Annotated in this window: 14 protein-coding genes and 1 pseudogene; 5 read left to right on the top strand and 10 right to left on the bottom strand. The window is 68.9% G+C overall.

What is annotated here, in order from left to right:
* Entirely contained in the window at positions 1-4,185 is a 4,185-nt protein-coding gene (locus tag NBRGI_RS37295; RefSeq protein ID WP_029902059.1) for a TIGR02680 family protein, read from the top strand.
* Between the two features lie 23 nt (positions 4,186-4,208).
* Here the strand turns inward: NBRGI_RS37295 and NBRGI_RS37300 are convergent, their stop codons facing one another.
* The 7 genes from NBRGI_RS37300 to NBRGI_RS37330 form a co-directional block, all read right to left on the bottom strand.
* Complete coding sequence (locus tag NBRGI_RS37300; RefSeq protein WP_029902061.1) at positions 4,209-5,606, bottom strand: serine hydrolase domain-containing protein; 1,398 nt, start codon at positions 5,604-5,606, stop codon at positions 4,209-4,211.
* Between the two features lie 28 nt (positions 5,607-5,634).
* Complete coding sequence (locus NBRGI_RS37305) at positions 5,635-6,639, bottom strand: poly(ethylene terephthalate) hydrolase family protein (protein WP_148311107.1); 1,005 nt, start codon at positions 6,637-6,639, stop codon at positions 5,635-5,637.
* 175 nt (positions 6,640-6,814) lie between these two features.
* Positions 6,815-7,336 (bottom strand): M15 family metallopeptidase, encoded by a 522-nt coding sequence (locus NBRGI_RS37310; RefSeq protein WP_029902066.1) that lies wholly within the window; start codon positions 7,334-7,336, stop codon positions 6,815-6,817.
* Positions 7,337-7,388: 52 nt separating this feature from the next.
* A complete protein-coding gene (locus NBRGI_RS37315) occupies positions 7,389-7,694 on the bottom strand; it encodes a hypothetical protein (RefSeq protein ID WP_029902068.1) in 306 nt (101 codons plus the stop codon).
* Positions 7,691-7,921 carry a hypothetical protein gene (locus NBRGI_RS37320; protein WP_148311108.1) on the bottom strand — a complete coding sequence of 77 codons (231 nt, stop codon included), beginning with the start codon at positions 7,919-7,921 and terminating at the stop codon, positions 7,691-7,693. The genes NBRGI_RS37315 and NBRGI_RS37320 overlap by 4 nt, the downstream gene beginning before the upstream one ends.
* A gap of 486 nt (positions 7,922-8,407) precedes the next feature.
* Positions 8,408-8,875: a hypothetical protein gene (locus NBRGI_RS37325; protein ID WP_063726363.1), complete on the bottom strand. Its 468-nt coding sequence runs from the start codon at positions 8,873-8,875 to the stop codon at positions 8,408-8,410.
* 155 nt (positions 8,876-9,030) lie between these two features.
* Positions 9,031-10,335 carry a glycosyltransferase gene (locus tag NBRGI_RS37330; RefSeq protein WP_051728329.1) on the bottom strand — a complete coding sequence of 435 codons (1,305 nt, stop codon included), beginning with the start codon at positions 10,333-10,335 and terminating at the stop codon, positions 9,031-9,033.
* A 293-nt stretch (positions 10,336-10,628) separates the two neighbouring features.
* Between NBRGI_RS37330 and NBRGI_RS37335 the strand changes: the two genes are divergently transcribed.
* Complete coding sequence (locus NBRGI_RS37335) at positions 10,629-11,795, top strand: alkane 1-monooxygenase (RefSeq protein ID WP_036562264.1); 1,167 nt, start codon at positions 10,629-10,631, stop codon at positions 11,793-11,795.
* A 4-nt stretch (positions 11,796-11,799) separates the two neighbouring features.
* Here NBRGI_RS37335 and NBRGI_RS37340 read toward each other — a convergent pair whose 3' ends face one another.
* Complete coding sequence (locus tag NBRGI_RS37340; protein ID WP_029902078.1) at positions 11,800-13,476, bottom strand: fumarate hydratase; 1,677 nt, start codon at positions 13,474-13,476, stop codon at positions 11,800-11,802.
* 298 nt (positions 13,477-13,774) lie between these two features.
* Here NBRGI_RS37340 and NBRGI_RS37345 point away from each other — a divergent pair, with 298 nt between their 5' ends.
* The gene (locus NBRGI_RS37345; RefSeq protein ID WP_036562273.1) at positions 13,775-14,245 is read left to right on the top strand and encodes a MarR family winged helix-turn-helix transcriptional regulator; all 471 of its coding nucleotides are present in this window, start codon (positions 13,775-13,777) and stop codon (positions 14,243-14,245) included.
* 4 nt (positions 14,246-14,249) lie between these two features.
* Here NBRGI_RS37345 and mftD read toward each other — a convergent pair whose 3' ends face one another.
* Positions 14,250-15,479 carry a pre-mycofactocin synthase MftD gene (gene mftD / locus NBRGI_RS37350; protein WP_029902081.1) on the bottom strand — a complete coding sequence of 410 codons (1,230 nt, stop codon included), beginning with the start codon at positions 15,477-15,479 and terminating at the stop codon, positions 14,250-14,252.
* Between the two features lie 12 nt (positions 15,480-15,491).
* On the bottom strand, positions 15,492-16,259 hold the full coding sequence (mftE, locus tag NBRGI_RS37355; RefSeq protein ID WP_081878390.1) for a mycofactocin biosynthesis peptidyl-dipeptidase MftE: 768 nt from the start codon (positions 16,257-16,259) through the stop codon (positions 15,492-15,494).
* A gap of 40 nt (positions 16,260-16,299) precedes the next feature.
* Between mftE and mftR the strand changes: the two genes are divergently transcribed.
* Both mftR and NBRGI_RS37365 read left to right on the top strand, forming a co-directional pair.
* Positions 16,300-16,893: a mycofactocin system transcriptional regulator gene (gene mftR / locus NBRGI_RS37360; protein ID WP_036562275.1), complete on the top strand. Its 594-nt coding sequence runs from the start codon at positions 16,300-16,302 to the stop codon at positions 16,891-16,893.
* 127 nt (positions 16,894-17,020) lie between these two features.
* Positions 17,021-17,303 (top strand): annotated as a pseudogene (locus NBRGI_RS37365) (STAS domain-containing protein); the annotation flags it as partial.

The raw sequence follows: 17,303 nt of genomic DNA on the forward strand, positions 1-17,303 counted from the left end.
ATGTCGCTCATTCACGGCGGAGTGCGGTTCATCCCGACCCGCGCCGGGATCATCAACCTGTGGGACTACCGCGACCAGGAATACTGCTTCGCCGACGGCAGGTTGGTGCTGCGCGGCCCCAACGGGTCCGGTAAGACCAAGGCGCTCGAGGTGCTGTTCCCGTTCGTGCTGGACGGCCGGATCGAGCCGCGCCGGCTCAACCCGTTCGCCGGTGAAGAACGCACGATGAAGTCGAATCTGCTGTACCGCAAACAGGAATCGGCGTACTCGTATGTCTGGATGGAGTTCGCGCGCGGCAACTGGGACGACCCGGAGGCCGTGACCATCGGCATCGGCATGCGCGCCACCCGCTCCTCGGACAAGGTCACCCGCTGGTATTTCGTGGCCGACGGCCGGGTCGGCGTGGACTTTTCGCTGATCGGTCCCGACGACCGGCCGCTCACCCGCAAACAACTCGCCGAGCAGATCGGCACCGACGCCATCGTCGACCGCCCGGTCGAGTACCGCAATGCCATCGACGCTCGCATGTTCGGGCTCGGCACCCAGCGCTATGACCAGCTGATCAATCTGATCCTCACGCTGCGCCGTCCGCAGCTGGCCAAAAACCTGGACCCGCGCGGACTTTCGCAGGCGCTCACCGACGGCCTGCGCCCGCTCGACGAGCAGCTGATCCTGGACGCGGCCCGCTCGTTCAGCGATATGGAGGAGGTCGGTCGCACCCTGGAAGGCCTGGTGCACGCCGACAGCGCCACCCGGACCTTCGTCGAGGTCTACCGCAAATACCTTGCGGTGCAGGCGAAGACCGACGTCGACCAGCTGCGCACCCGGCTCGACGCGGTGACCCACGCGAGCACCGCGCTGTTCGCCGCGACCGCGCTGCGGGAACGTCGCGAGGCCGAACGCGCGACCGCCGAGACCCGGGCCGAGGACGCGGATCGCGCCTACGAGCAGGCCCTCGGCGACCGGGAGAACCTGCAACGTTCCAGCGCCTACGAGGGCAAGCAGCAGCTCGACGACCTGGCCGACGCGGTCCGCAGGCTGGAGACCTCGGCGGGCGTGCACGGCGACAAGGCGCTCAAAGCGCGCCAAACCCTGGACCAGCGGGCGCAGGAGGCCGAGCGGGCCCGCACCGCAGTGCACAGCGCGGCTGCCGCATTGTCCCGCGGTGAGGACGAATTGCGTTCCGCCGCAGAAGAAGCGGGCATCGCGTGGACGCCGCTGTCCGAGGCGGCACGGGCCGATCAGCTCACCACCGCGGTCCGGTCGCATGCCGAGGAACGCGACGCCGACGTGCGCCAGGTCCGGCAGACACTGGGGTTGATGGAAAAGGCGGCCGCCGAACGCACCAGGGCCGAACGCCTGGCCGAACGCGCCCGTGAGCTGAGCGAAGCGGCCGCCGCCGAGGTCGCGCATGCCGAGGCGGCGGTCGTGCTCGCCCGCACCGAAGCGGCAGCGGCGCTGCGCAGTTGGTGGGACGAGCACCGTGACGTGTATTCCCCCATCGAGAACGGCTTGTTCGAGGCCCTCGACACCGCACTGGCGCAGGCGGGTTCGGAGGAGGCGACGGTCGCGGAGGTGCTCGCCGAACGCAGCGAGCCGCTGCTGGACGAGATCCGCAACCGGCGCCAGGAGGCCCGGGGCCGGGCGGCGACGGCGGCCGCGCAGATCGCCGAGCTGACCGCCGAACGCGACCGCGTGGCCGCGCAAAGCGATGACGCGCCACCGGCTTTCGCCGCGCGGACGCGCAGCGCCGCAGACCGTCCCGGCGCACCGCTGTGGCGGCTCGTCCGGTTCGCCGACGACGTGGCGCCGGCGGCCGCCGCGGGCATCGAGGCCGCGCTGCATGCCGCCGATCTTCTGGACGGCTGGGTGTGTGCCGAGCCGCCCGCGCAGTACGACTCGGATCAGTTCCTCGTCCCGCTGCCCGCCGCGGACCGGCCCAAAGGCCGCACGCTCGCCGATGTCCTTGTCGTCGAGGAGGATTCGGACGCGCTGACGGTGCCGCGACAGGCCGTCGCCGACGTGCTCGCCTCCATCGCGCTGCACGAGGGCAAGGGCGATCCGGCGGGCGGCCTCGCGGTGAGCACCGCGGGCGGCTTCCGCCAGGGCGTGCAGCTCGGCAGGCACCACAAGACCGACGCCGAGTTCATCGGCGCCACCGCCCGGGCGCGCAGGCGCGAACTGCGGCTGACCGAGCTCACCGCCGCGCTCGACGCCGCGGCCGCGGTCGAGCGGGCGGCCACCGAAGAAGAAGCCGCCGCCACGGCGGAACTCGCGCGAATCTCCGCGGCGGGCAAGGCTTTACCGCGCGCTACCGCGGTCGCCACCGCCCTGCGGGCGGTCTCGGAGACCGCGGGCATGATGCGCTCGCGCACCGAGGCCGCCGCGCAGGCCGAACGCGACCTCGACCAGGCGGTCGCCGAGGTCACCGCGGTGGAGAAGAAGTTGCGCGCCGCCGCCGTCAAACACCGGACGCCCCGCGACCCGCGCGAACTCGACGCGCTCGCCGCCGCCATCCGGCATTTCGAGAACACCGGCACCGGCCTGCTCCGGCTGCGCACCGAGCACGAGCGGGAACGCGAACGCGAACGCGAGGGGGCCGACCGCTACGCCGAGGCCAAGGATCTCGCCGAAGCCTTCGCCGAGGAGGCCGAAGCGGCGAAGTCCGGCTACCAGGAGCAGCTGCGCAAGCTGGAAACCCTGCGCGAGGCACTGGGCGCGGGCGCCGCCGATATCGATCAGGAACTGGAGAAGGCCCGCGCGAAGATCGAGGCGACCAAGGCCGAGCAGAAGGCCGCGCGCAAGGCCGCCAACGAGGCGATCGAGGCGATCGGCGACGCCGAGGCCGCCTACCGGACCGCGCACGAATCGCTCGGCACCGCCCTCAACGAGGTGCTCGCCGATGTGAAAGCCCTTGCCCCGTATGCCCGGCCGGACCTGCTGCGGCTGCTGGGCGCGCCCGCGGACGGCCGCTGGCCCAGCAGCGACGCCGCCTGGTCCACCCCGGAGCAGTTGCTGTACCGGATCGCGCAGGCCGGGCCGGAGGTCGAACCGCAGGTGCTGCCCGAAGAGGTCGCCGAGCTCTTCGAGAACCTCAGCACCGCAACGGCGTCCGTGCGCGCCAGTGAGGCGACCCGCAAGTCGACGCGCAGCGCGGTCACCGCGGCGCTACAGGAGTTCGACGCCGCGCTGGCCGGATCGGGGCGCGACTACCGCCTGCAATGGGACGCCGCCGACGGGCTCACCGTGGTGCAGGTGCAGGACGACGACGGCATGTCGGCCCTCGCCGATTTCGCCGCCCGCATCGACAGCGCGCGTAAGGATCAGGAACTGCTGCTCACCGACGCCGAGCGCCGCATCCTGGAGGACGCGCTGCTCACCGGGCTCGCCCAGCAGATCTACGAACGCACCAGCGACGCCCGCGAACTCATCGCCAAGATGGGGGCGGAGATGAAGCAGCGGCGGATGTCCTCGGGCAACACCATCGGCGTGCACTGGGTGCTCGCCGATACGCTCTCCGATCCCGCGCGCGCCATGTGCAAACTGCTAGACCGGGACGCCTCGGTGCTCGGCGCGGACGAACTGGCCACGATCCGAGCGCATTTCGCGTCCGAGATCCGCGCCGCGCGCGCCGCGCATCCGGAGCGTTCATACCCCGAGATTCTGGCGGCGACGCTGGATTACCGCACCTGGCGGGTGTTCTCGTTCACCCTCATCTCGGCCGACGGCAGCGAGGACAAGCTGACCGTGGCCAGGCACAGCGCGCTGTCCGGCGGTGAGCAGTCGGTCTCGCTGCACCTGCCGCTGTTCGCCGCGGCGCACGTCATGCTGGATTCGGCCGACCCGCAGGCGCCGCGCCTGCTCGCGCTGGACGAGGCCTTCGCCGGTGTCGACGACAACGGCCGTAGCGAATTGCTCGGCCTCAGTGTGCAATTCGACCTCGACCTGTTCATGACCGGCTACGACCTGTGGATCACCTACCCGCACGTGCCCGGCTGCGCGCACTACGATCTCGCGCACGCCGCCGCCGAGAACACGGTGAGCGCCACCCTCTTGGTCTGGGACAGCGGCGAACTGCTCGCCGAGCACGACGGCACCGATCTCACCGCCGCCCTCGGCTCGCCGAACCGCCGCCGCACCCATACCACCATCGAGGGCGGGCTGGAACTCACCCCGGTCAGCTAGACAGGGCCTATGCCGAGTCCCGCTCAGCGCGGCCCATGCCCGAGGCCGAGTAGCGCGGCGACGAGCTGGCCCGTGGAATCGAGCATGGCCGCGAAGATGTCCTGCGGCAGGATCTTTCCGTTGCACCAGGCGACGTTGCAGTTCGACGGCGCGTACGGTCCGGCGCCGAGCAGGATCTGCGCGAGGTGTTCGGGATCGACCCAGAAGGCCAGATCGTCGAGATCGCTGATGATCGGGCCGAAATGGTCGCCGTAGCGGTAGGGATCGTCGAACGGCTCGGCGGGTTGATCGGTGACGGACGCGACCGCCCGGCGCAGGAACTCCTTGTTGTCCGGATTGGATTCGGCGGCAAGGGAAGTCTGCACATTGCCGGTGTCGATGCCGCCCGGGATGCCGAGCCGGACGATCACCATGTCGCGGCTGGGGATCATCACCGCGAACTGGCCGAGCGCCCCGACGAAGGCGTACAGATCACGGGGCGCGCCCGGGAACATCGGGTGCTCGAACACCTTGGCGGTGGGCACCGTCGCGGTCTTGTACGAGTCACCGGCGTTGAGCCAGAACAGGAACCCGTAGCCGCCGTTGGCCTCGGTCGGCTGCCGGGCCTGCCGGATGTAGTCCGGATCGATGAGTTGCGTTGTGCCCCAGCGTCCCTCGTGCAGCATCAGCAGCGCCAGGCGGGCCAGGTCGTCGGCGCGCATGGCCAGACCGCCGTTGACGGCGGTGTTCCCGCTGCGATCCCGCAGCCACACCCACTGATCGCGAGCGATGCCCAACGGCTGCATGACTTCTAGCTGCACGAAGTCCTGGAAGTCCAGGCCCGTCGCGATTTCCACGATCTTCGGCAGCAGCACGAGCACCGCCTGCGCGTACTGGAAGGTGGTGCCCGGCGCGAACTCGAACGGGGTCTGCAAGGTCTGCGACACCTCGTCGGTGGCGATGCCCGCGAGGTCCGCGGCCCAGGTGAACCGCAGCCCCGTCGTCTGATTCAGCACCTGACGCACCGTAAGCGCGGCATGGGCGGCGTCGGCCTGCGGGAAGAACTTGCCGAGCGGATCGTCCAAGCCGAAGTAGCCGAGCGTGATCGCCCGGCCGACGGCCACCGAGGCGACGCCTTTCGACGAACTGGCCAGCGGCATCGGCAGATTCCCGGTGCCGGTGCGATCACCGATCAGGCAGCCGTGCCGATACACCTGCATCGCGAACGCCCCTTTGGCGGACCCGAAATTCAGCGCGGCGTCCAGTGCGGCCGGATCGACGCCTGCGGCCGCCGGGTCGGCCCGTTGCGCCGTCTGTCCGGCGGCGGGTTCGGCGCACGACAGCTCGGCGGCAGGCGTGCCCTTCGCCTGCGGGCACACCAGTGCGGCCGCGACCAGCGCGATACTCGCGATTGCGCTGGGCCATCCCCGACGGAAATTCATCCTCGCCCCACTCCTGTTTCTTCCCGGATCACTGCACTGCGTTCGCGAGCGCGTTGCGTTCGACGCTGAAATAGGTCTTGTCCGCGGGCAGTCGCCAGTCGGGACCGACGAAGTACTGCGCGGCCGTCTCGTCACCGAAGGCCAGATAGCGCAGCCAGGCCACCGCGGTACCGGCGGACAGATAGTTGTCCAGTCCGTCGACGGGTGAAAAATGGCTCACGCCGCGGGCATTGGCGATCCAGGCCGGGGCGTTGTAGGTCAGGTTGTACTGCCACCAGCGCACCCAGGCGAAATCGGGCACCACGAAATCGTTGTAGCCGGTGAGGAACAGGGTCGGCACCGACACCAGCGCACCCACCGCGAGCGGACCCGGCTGGACGGCGAGCACGCCGCGCACGCGCATGGCCGGATCGATCGCGGCGGCGATACCCGGGAACACGGTGCCCGCCTGCAGCGCCGCCTGCCCGCCGCCCGAGTGACCCGCGAAGATCGTCCGGCTCAGGTCGACCTTTTGATACAGCGGCGAATTCGGGTCGCGGTCGGCCACCACGGCACTCGCCACCCCGAGCGCGGGCACGTATACCAGCGAGTTGAAGAACTCATACGGGATCACCACGACGAATCCGTGGCTCGCCCACTGTTGGGCCAGGGCGTCGTACATGCCGGGGTTCGCGTCGAAGCCGGAGGTGAAGACCAGCAGCGGCGCGTTCGGCAGGTCCGCGATATCGGCCGGGTAGTAGGTGTTCACGCCGATCGGCGATTCGAGTCCGTTCGGGAAGGCCTGGGTGCAGGTCATATCGTCGCGGTTGCCCAGCATGTGCACGACGATGTGCTGGAACATCCCGTAGACCGATTCCTGGCAGGGATTCGTGCGGACCGCGGTCGCGACCGGGTGCGGACCCGGCTTGTTGAACACAGCCTGCGCGGTGGGTCCCGGGTCGGCCGTGGCTGCCGGCGCCACCCAGCCGAGCACCGTCAGCACGGCCGCCGCCAGCACGACCCCCGTACGAATTCGGGTGGCAATCCTCTGCATCGAGGCTCCTCATCGCCTCCGGCCACGTCGCCGAAACATCTGGTAGTGAAACCCTTCGGTCTCGAATTCCAGAGCGTACCGGGACGTGGGCCACGCCACAATGAGGCAGATGCACAGACGACTGTGACCCAGCCCTGTCGGGCCGGGTCACTCGTAGACGGACGTCAGCGCACGGTCAGTGCACGCTCGCGTCCGGTTTCGTGGGCGGGCACACGCCGCCGGGGGTGGTGGCCAGTTCGAAGTGCCACCATTCGTTGTCGAACATCCGGCACAGGCCCCACGTGTTTCCGTTGACTTCCAGCCAGTGCGCGCCCTCCTGCGGGCCGACGTCGATCGCGCGACCGGAAACATGTGTCGATTCCTCGGGCGGCAGCACCCAGCGCCGCGCCTCGTCGGGACTGCCGTATTTCGCCAAGCCGTCGTTCCACAACCACTGCTGCTCTTCCCGCGAGCGGTATCCGGAGGTGATCGACAGCGGCACGCCTTGCGCGTGCGCCTCCCCCTCGGCCAGCGTGTACGCCAACGCCAATCGCGGTTCCAACCCCTCGGTCCCCGCCGCCGACCCCAGCGCCTCCCGCTGATCGATCGCCACCCCCGGCCCAGCCACCGCCTGCGGCACCCCCACCCCCATCAACGGCAACACCGCCACCGGCAATCCGACCAGCACCCGCCTGCGCACACCACTCCGCAACACCATGCTGGCGATGGTAGTGCCTCCGGGCCCGCCCGCCCGGCACCACCGAGTCGACTCAGAGATCCTGCGCGGCCCGCAGCGCGGCCGAAACCCGGTCCATGGTCTCCGCGTCCGCGACGCCGACACACTCGTCGAGGCGTCGGCGTACCGTCGCTTCAGGGTGCAGCGCCGAGGCCCATCCGTGCGAACCCACTTCCACGGCCAGCAGCCCACCCGGATCAGAATCGAGCACATGCAAGGTCAACACGACCTTCAGTTGCGGATTCTCATTGATCGGCGCGGCACTGATGATCAACCTGCGGGTCGACGCCCCAGGGCGATTGATGATCGGGTCGTAGTTCCAGACTTCGCCCCGGTTCACGCGAGACCGGCTTCGCGTGCGGCCGCCTCGGCCTCTTGCGCGGCGGCTTCGGCGTAACCCGGGTGCCCGGCATCCCATTCGACGTAGGAGGCGACGGATTCGCGCACCGCTTGCTCCCGGAAATGGCGCTCGACCCAGGCCGAGACGTTGCCGCCCGCCGCCGCCGCCTGCCGAGTGATGTAGTCGGCGGTGGCCTGTTCGAGACTCAATGTCATCCGAGCCTTCATACCCGGAATCATACAGTCGGTCCCACTCCTCGGTGCTGGAATCGGATCGCCGCCGCGAGCCCGAGCGGCGAATCCGGCAATCGCAGGCGAGCGACCGGCGCGGGGCCGGAACCTGGGGTCATAGTCATTGGACATGGACCCGTTATACCCGAATCCCCTTGCGCGGCAATCTTTTTATCCACAAGGAACACGGGTTGTCCACAATCCGCCCCAGTGCTGTGGATCACACTCCGCCAGCGGTTGACGCTGTCCGATTCGCGAAATACGCGGTGTTCGACCGGGATTGGCGAACGTACCGTTCCGGCGATCTGGGCGGCCGCGGGCGATCGGGCCGCGGGCTACGTCCCCGAGGGACGTAGCGGGACCGGCGCGCACACGCGGAGAGGGTTGTGCACAACCGGAAGCGGTGTGCACAGTTCGCTCCCATCGATGTGAACAGCCACTACAACGGACAATTCGACTACGGCACCGGGCGATTGGGCCGAATCACTCGGGTAGTGGAGTGACCAGCGAGAGGTGCTCGCGATCGACGGCGGGCACACGCGGGGGCGTGGTCCGCCGGATGACCTCGACGGCCGCCCGATTGCGGCCGATTCGTTCGATGATCTCGCCGCCGTGGTCGCGCGCGTAGGCGATGGCGATCTTGATCTTGCCCGCGTGCAGACTCGATCGGGCACTGAGCACTTCGATGCGCCGCTCGACCGGACCGTCCAGTTCCTGTAGGCGCGCAACGACTTCCCAGACATCGGGCCCCGCGACCAGCGCCGCGCGCCGATCGCTCATGGGTCCCCGGAAGATGATGCCGGGATGATCGAGCTGATCGACGCCCTCCCGGATGAGGCGGTCGAGTAGCGCGGCGGAAGTTGTCCCTTCGCGGGCCGCGCGTGCGGCCAGCCTGCGGCTGGCGGATTGCGAGAGACGCAGTGTCCTCGTGACCGTCCTGAACGTACTCATTGCCCTCCTCGACCTCAATGGCAGTTGCGCTCGAGCACCAACGACGTACATCGCTAAGGGTGCCTCGCGAATCGGCCGCCCGGCCCCCGGCGATCGGGGTGACACTGCGATGTCCGCGAAAAGCCGGTAGCCAGGTCGAACGCCCAGATCGGCCGTCAGCGGGCGTCGCCAGGCCACGCGATGAGCGGGTCCGCGGCTACCCGGAGCGGACAGGCGAAGAGCGTTGCCTGCGTCGTGTCCCGCGCGGTCTCCCGCCACGATCCGGGACCCCGCTCGATCGCCTGGCGATAGATCGAGACGAGCTCGGCCGTGTATTTCGACTGCCGTACGCCATCGGCACAACCGACCAGGACCTTCCGCATCTCGGCCAGCCGTTCCGGCGTGTTCGCGAGCCTGCCGAGCGCTTCGGCGAGGGCCAGGATCGACGGCCCGAGGGCGCGCACTCCCCCGCCGTCCGGCACGGTCTCGTCCAAGTCCGGATCGCAATAGAGAATAGGAAGGCCGACGGCGACGGCCTCCTGCACGACCATGTGCTGGGAGTCCGCGCCGAACGAGGAGGACAGCAGCACGTCGTGGGTGCGCATGGCCGCCAGGCATTCGGCCCGGCCGACCTCGCCGTGCAACCGGACTCGATCCCGCAGGCCGTGCCGTTCGACGAACGACCAGGCCCGATCCAACAGCGGTCCGGCGCCGTACATGTCCAGCGTGCACCCGCCGGGCGCGGCGTCCAGTGCCAGGCGTACCGCCTCGAGCGCGGCGAGCGGCCGCTTCTCCAACGCGAACCGGCCGCACCAGAGAATGCGCAAGGGTTGTTGCGCGGCAGCGGATTCCGCGTTCGGATCGGGCAAGGTGAAGCGCGGATCCGGCGCGGCGTCGAGCAGTTCGTCATCGATGCCGTTGGGCACCACGTGAATCGGGCGACGCACACCCGCCGCGACCAGCTTGCACGCCAGCCGTCGCGTCGGTGTCACCACCCGGTCGGCGGCCTGCGCCCGGCCCGACAGCGGCTGCGCGGCGCGGTGGCCGCCGCGCAGGTGCCGCCGGATCGACGCGGACACCAAACGCAGCACGGAATACCGTTCGACCAGTGCATCGTCGTGCCGCCGCAGCGTTTGCACGAGCGGAATGCCGTGTCTGCGCGCGGCGTGCAGCCCGGCGATCCCGGCGCCGGACGCGGTGAGCACGTGCACCACGTCGACCGGACCGCGCTCGGCGAACGCCGCGTCGATCGCTGCGGCGTTCGCACCGTTCGGCACCACCAGCACCGATCCGTCCGTACGCCAACCGGAAACGCCTTCCAGCACAACAAGATCCGGGTCCGCGACGGCGGCATCGACGGCCGGTGCGAACACCGTGACCCGATGCCCCAGCCGCCGCAACGACTTCCACTGCGCGACCAACGCGGAGTGCGACCCGCCGACCGTGCCGAGCGATACGTCGGCGAAGATCGCGACGTGCAACCGAACTCCTCCCTTCCGCTCCGACCCTAACCCGTTCCCCGGGCCGGGGCACGTGCGGCGGCAAGACAACTCGAGGATGCCCACTGTTTGCTAATTAGCAAAGGGAACGCTTCCCAGCGGTGGTGGGTGGTGGTCGCGGCGCGCACCGATTAGGAATACACTCACTTCGCTCTCGTAACGACTTACATATTCGCGGCGACTCTTCTGTCAAAGGCACCAGGGTTATCCGCGAATAGCGGCGAGGCGCAGCAGGTTCCGGCCGCGCGGTTCGCCGGAGTGTTACCGGAAGAGGAATGAAGATCAATCGTCGACCCCCACGAGGTCAGGATTCGAAGCGCCCGCTGTGGGTTCTCGGCCTGATCGCGCCGTCGTGCGCGCTGCTCCCCTCTCAGCTCGTGCTGCACACCGGAGCGACCGTCTTCTGGTGGATCGGCCCGATCATCGTGCTGATCGTGATCCCGGTGCTGGACTGGGTGGTCGGCGAGGACGGCGACAACCCGCGCGACGAAGACTACGAATTGCTCTCCAACGACCGGTATTACCGGTGGTGCACCTACCTCTTCCTGCCCATTCAGCTCACCGGGCTGGGCATTGCCTGCTACCTGTGGACTGGTCCCGAACTAGGCGTCGCCGACAAACTCGGCCTGGCGGCCACCCTCGGCTTCGTCAGCGGCATCGGCATCAACGCCGCGCACGAATTGGGGCACCGGGTCGAGCATCTGGAACGCTGGCTGGCGAAGATCGCACTCGCGCAATCGGGTTACGGGCACTTCTTCGTCGAGCACAATCGCGGCCACCACGTCCGGGTGGCCACGCCGGAGGACCCGGCCAGCGCCCGGTTCGGCGAGACCCTCTGGGAGTTCCTGCCGCGCAGCGTATCCGGGGGTTTCCGCTCGGCGGTCCGGCTCGAGCGCGAGCGCCTCGCGCGCAAGGACAAGGGCTGGTGGCATATGGACAACCACATTCTGCAGGCCTGGTCGATGACCGCGGTGCTGTTCGGCGGGCTGATCGCGGCGTTCGGCCTCGCGGTGCTGCCGTGGCTGGCCCTGCAGGCGGTGATCGGCATCGCGCTGCTGGAGACGGTGAACTACGTCGAGCACTACGGGCTGCTGCGCGAACGACGCCCGAACGGCAACTACGCGCGCTGCTCCCCGCGCGACAGCTGGAACAGCGACCGGCTCGTCACGAATATTTTCCTGTTCCATCTGCAGCGGCACAGCGATCACCACGCCAACCCGGGCAGGCGGTACCAGACCCTGCGCAGCTCGACGCAGGCCCCACAGCTACCGGCGGGCTACGCGACCATGATCGTGCTCGCCGCCGTGCCACCGCTGTGGCGGGCCGTGATGGATCATCGCGTGCTCGCCCACTACGACGGCGACCTCGCCCGGGTCAACGTGCAGCCGCGCAGGCTCGGCCGGTTGCGCGCCGCCCTGACATATCGGCGCGCGACCAGCTGATGGACTAGACCCGTTCGGCGCTGCGGGTGCGCACCCGCAGCGCGATCGGCTTCTGGGTCTCGGCGAAGAAATCGTTGCCCTTGTCGTCGACGACGATGAACGCCGGGAAGTCCTCGACCTCGATCTTCCAGACCGCTTCCATGCCCAGTTCCGGATACTCCAGCACCTCGACCGATTTGATGCAGTCGAGCGCGAGGCGCGCGGCGGGGCCGCCGATCGAGCCGAGGTAGAACCCACCGTGCTCCTTGCAGGCCTTGGTGACCTGCGCGGAGCGATTTCCCTTGGCCAGCATGACGAATGAGCCGCCCGCGGCCTGGAACTGATCGACGTAGGAGTCCATCCGGCCCGCGGTGGTCGGCCCGAACGACCCGGAGGCATAGCCCTCGGGGGTCTTCGCGGGGCCGGCGTAGTAGACGGCCATCTCGCGCAGGTACTCCGGCATCGGCTCGCCGGCGTCGAGCCGCTCCTTGATCTTCGCGTGCGCGATGTCGCGGGCGACCACGAGCGGCCCGGTGAGCGAAAGCCGGGTCTTCACCGGGTATTTCGACAGCTCGGCCCGGATCTGCGACATCGGGCGGTTCAGGTCGACCCGCACCACGTCGCCGCCGAGGATCGAGTCGGTCTGCTCCGGCAGGTAGTGCGCTGGTTCGCGTTCGAGCTGTTCGAGGAACACGCCCTCCGCGGTGATCTTGGCCAGCGCCTGCCGGTCCGCCGAGCAGGACACCGCGATGGCCACCGGGCAGCTGGCGCCGTGCCGGGGCAGCCGGACCACGCGCACATCGTGGCAGAAGTACTTGCCGCCGAATTGCGCACCGATGCCGAAGGATTGGGTGAGCTTGAAGACCTCTTCCTCCAGCGCCAGATCGCGGAAGCCGTGCGCGGCCAGCGATCCCTCGGTGGGCAGGTTGTCGAGGTAGTGCGCGGAGGCGTATTTCGCCGTCTTCAGCGCGAATTCGGCACTGGTGCCGCCGATCACGACCGCGAGGTGATAGGGCGGGCACGCCGCGGTGCCGAGCGAACGGATCTTCTCGTCCAGGAACTCCAGCATTCGGGTGGGGTTCAGCACGGCCTTCGTTTCCTGGTACAGGAACGACTTGTTCGCCGAGCCGCCGCCCTTGGCCATGAACAGGAACCTGTACGCCGGATGCGCGGGATCGCCCGGTGCGGAATACAACTCGATCTGCGCGGGCAGGTTGTTGCCGGTGTTCTTCTCGTCCCACATGGTCATCGGGGCGAGCTGGGAGTAGCGCAGGTTCAGCTTGGTGTAGGCGTCGAATACGCCGCGGCTGATCCATTCGGCGTCGTCGACCCCGGTGAGCACGCCCTCGGACTTCTTGCCCATCACGATCGCGGTGCCGGTGTCCTGGCACATCGGCAGAATGCCGCCCGCGGAGATGTTCACGTTCTTGAGCAGGTCGAGCGCGACGAAGCGGTCGTTGCCGCTGGACTCCGGGTCGTCGATGATCTTGCGCAGCTGGCCGAGGTGGGCGGGGCGCAGATAGTGGCTGATGTCGTGCATCGCCTCGGCGGTGAGCAGGCGCAGCGCCTCGGGTTCCACCTGCAGGAAGGTCCGGCCGCCGGCTTCGAAGGTGTGCACGCCCTCGGTGGTGAGCAGCCGGTACGACGTGTCGTCGGGGCCGATCGGCAGCAGGTCTGAGTAGCGGAAGTCCGGCGCGGTCACGAGACGCACTCCTTCGAGGTGGGCCGGGCCGAGTAGCCACAGCTGGTCACGAGCAGAGCGAGCCTATCCATCCGGCCGTATCGCACCCCGGCTTAGGCAAGCCTTATCACCGCGAACAACCAGGCTGCTCGCGTTCGTTCAGTTGGCACAAAAGGTTGCACGTTCAACCCCGGTAGTGCTACCTGTCGTCTCACACAAAACGCTCGGACGTCCGACCGTCCGGTCGCCACGCAAACCGTCACGCGAACGTACAACGGCGCGCGACAATGTATGACACGCCAGAGTTTGGAGCGCTATCGTGACCGATCCCCATTGGCTCGATGACGTCGAAATGCGCGCATGGGTGGGCTTCGTGCGCACCCGCGACCTCATCGCCGCGGCGGTCGGGCGGGACTCGACGCGAGAGTCCAACCTCACCTACGTCGAGTACTCGGTGCTGGCCTTCCTGAGCGGCACCCCGGATCACCGGTGCACCTTCGCCGACCTGGCGCTGAAACTGGAGTGGTCGCAGAGCAGGCTGTCGCATCAGATCACCCGAATGGAGAAGCGCGGGTTGGTCGTTCGCGAACCCATCCCCGACGACGCGCGCCGCACCGCGGCCCGGCTCACCCAGCGCGGCGCCGAGGTGCTGACCGGCGCCGCGCCCGCGCACGTGAGCAGCGTGCGCAGGCACATGATCGACGTGCTGGACCGCCAGCAGCTGGCCGCGCTCGCCGATATCTACGACACCCTGCTCGCGCACCATCGCAGCTCGGCGAGCGAGAACTGACCGGTCAGCCGACGGCGACCGGCCGGGCCGCGCTCGAATCCGTTGCGGCCGTATCGGACTCGACCGGCACCCCGAGCGCCCGCTCGAATCCGTCCGGCACCACCAGATCGTCGCGCCCGAGTTCGGTGACGCTCGTCTTGCGCAGCCCGAGCAGCGCCGAATCGATGCCGCCGCGCAGGATGTCCAAGACGTTCTCCACGCCCGCTTGACCATTGGCGGCCAAGCCCCACAGATAGCCGCGGCCGATCAGCACCGCGCGCGCTCCGAGCGCCACCGCCTTGACCACGTCGCTGCCGCGCCGGATGCCGCCGTCGAGCACTACCTCGACCTGATCGCCGACCGCGGCGGCGACCGCGGGCAGCGCCCGGATCGAGGCCGGGGTGCCGTCGAGATTGTTGCCGCCGTGATTGGACACCGAGATCGCGTCGACGCCGGCGTCGACCGCGCGCAGCGCGTCGTCGACCCGGATCACACCCTTGAGCATCACCGGTCCGTCCCACTGCTCGCAGATCCAGCGCACGTCGGCCCAGTCCGGCGGCGGGGTGCCCATCCATTCGCCGTAGGCGCCGAAGAACCCGGGGGCGGCGGCGTCGCCGATCGCCATGTTCGGCGCGGTGAGATCGGGGATGTGCCCGGACTTCAGGTAGGTCGCCAACCAGCGCGGCCGGGCGAGGGTCTGCGGCGCGAACTTCAGCATGGTGCGCAGATCGAGCTTTTCCGGAATCACCGGGCTCCCCCAGTCGCGGCCGTGCGAGAACGACCAGTCCAGGGTCAGGATCAGGCCCACCGCACCGGCCGCCTTCGCGCGCGCCATGCGCTGCACGATCTCGTCTTTGCCGCCGCACCAATACAACTGGAAGAAGGTCGCGGGGTTGGCCGCGATCACCTCTTCGATCGGCTTGCTGGCGAACGAACTGAGTCCCATCGCGATACCGCGAGCCGCGGCCGCGCGGGCGACCGCCACCTCACCGTCGGGGTGCACCGCCTGCACGCCGGTCGGCGAGATCATGACCGGCATCGACAGCTGCTGTCCCAGTACGGTGGTCGACTGGTCGCGGGTGCCGATCGGCCCGGCGACGTGCGGCGCGAACCCGAGTTCGGTGAACGCGCGCTGGTTGTCCTCGATGGTCTGGCCGCGTTCGGATCCGGCGATCAGCGCGCCGTACACCGATTTCGGCAGCCGCTTCTTCGCACGCCGCTGCGCCTCGGCAACGGTTTCGAACCACGGGTTCATGGTCAGGTCCTTTCAGGCGGAATCCGGCCACCACAGCCGGGTTCGGTCGAGCAGATCGGTGGTCAGCTGGTCCAGTAGCGCGGCGCCCTCGGCGGCGCTCGCCCCGGCGGGATCGCCGAGCACGCCGTTGGGGCTGATCGCCCGCACGCCCGAGTCGCGCAGCAGGGGAAGGAGTTCCGGCAGCGACCTGCGGTCGCCCGCGGCGGCGTGGTCGAGCGACACCCGATCCGGCGTCAGCGCGAGTTGTACAGCGGTTTCAGAGCGGCCCGCGTGCAGATCGCCTTGATAGCGGGGCAGATACACGCGCACGTCGCGAGATTCCGCGCGCAGCAGCGCCTCCGCCCGCCGCAGCGGTTCGAGGTTGCCGCCGTGCCAGTTGACCAGCAGGATGCGATCGAAAGTGTCGGTGGCCGAGCGGCACAGCTCGACGATCAGCAGTTCCAGCGCGGCCTGGCCGATCGACAGCGTGCCGGGGAAGCCCGCGTGCTCGCCGCTCGCGCCGTACGGAACGGCCGGCGCCACAAGCACATCCGACCGCCGCGCGGCCAGGCGCAGGCACAGCGCCGCGGCGATATCGGTGTCGGTGGACAGCGGCAGGTGCGGACCGTGCTGTTCGGTCGCGCCGACCGCGACCGCGAGAATGGCTCCGGCAGCGGCGCGTTCACCGGCTTCCGGCCAGGTCAGATCCGCCGCGGACCGGGTACCCGGTGCACCCCGGCGGCCGCGCTCGACACCGGGCACGGGCGCGCCGCCGGTGTGTCCTGCGACACTGTGGAACATGCCGCGAGATTATCGTCAGTCACTGACATAATCAATAGCCGTGACCGCCCGGAACTCCCGAGGCCGCCCCCGCGGCACCACCAAACGCGAGCTGGAACTGATCGCCATGCGGTTGTTCAGCGAACAGGGCTTCGACGAAACCACCGTCGAACAGATCGCGGCCGCCGCCGGTATCAGCGGCCGCACCTTCTTCCGCTACTTCCCCACCAAGGCCGAAGTGCTCTGGTACCAGTTCGATGACGAAGTCGCCGCTCTGCGCTCGGCGTTCGCGACCGTGCCCGACGATGTTCCGATGATGACCGCGGTGCGCCGAGTTGTCGTGGACGCCAATCGCTATCGGGCCGAGGACGTGCCGGAGCTGCGCACCCGCATGCAGCTGGTCGCCACGATTCCGGCGCTGGCCGCGACCGCGGGCGCACACTACGACGCCTGGGAGCGCACCGTCAGCGCGTTCGCCGCGCGCCGGCTCGGCCGGCCCGAGGACGCGCTGATCCCGATGGCGGTCGGCCGCGCCACGCTGGCGGCGGCCAGGGCGGCCTTCGACGCCTGGCTCGCGCGCGCCGACGCGGACCTCACCGTCTATCTGGACGAGGCGCTGCTCGGTCTGGAGCGCGGTTTCGCCGTCCCGCCGTGAATCTCAGGAGAACAACCGGCAGGTTTCGTCAGCGACTGCCATGGGGTATGACTAGGCTCGGTGTCGGTCCGACGACCGATACGCACGACGATCCCGACTGTAACCGTCGAAAGGGGCAGGAGTTTCCATGTCCGAGGTGTCCATGAGCCTTTCGGCGGATTCGCTGCGCGCAGGACCGGTCGACAATCTGCTGCCGCAGCTGGTCGAACACCTGCGCCAGAACCGCACCGCGCTGCGTGAGGAATGGGCACGGCGCATCACCGACGCGCAGCTGCTCACCGCGATGACCCCGGAGGAGATCTTCTCCGAGGCGACCTCCGTCTACGACAACTACGTCGAGGTGCTCGAGACCGGTAGCGTCGAGGCGCTGCAGGCCTACGCGCGCGATCTGTCCGAGCGCATCATTCCGA

It is taken from the genome of Nocardia brasiliensis IFM 10847 (assembly GCF_000710915.1).
GTDB classification, from domain to species: Bacteria; Actinomycetota; Actinomycetes; order Mycobacteriales; family Mycobacteriaceae; genus Nocardia; species Nocardia brasiliensis_A.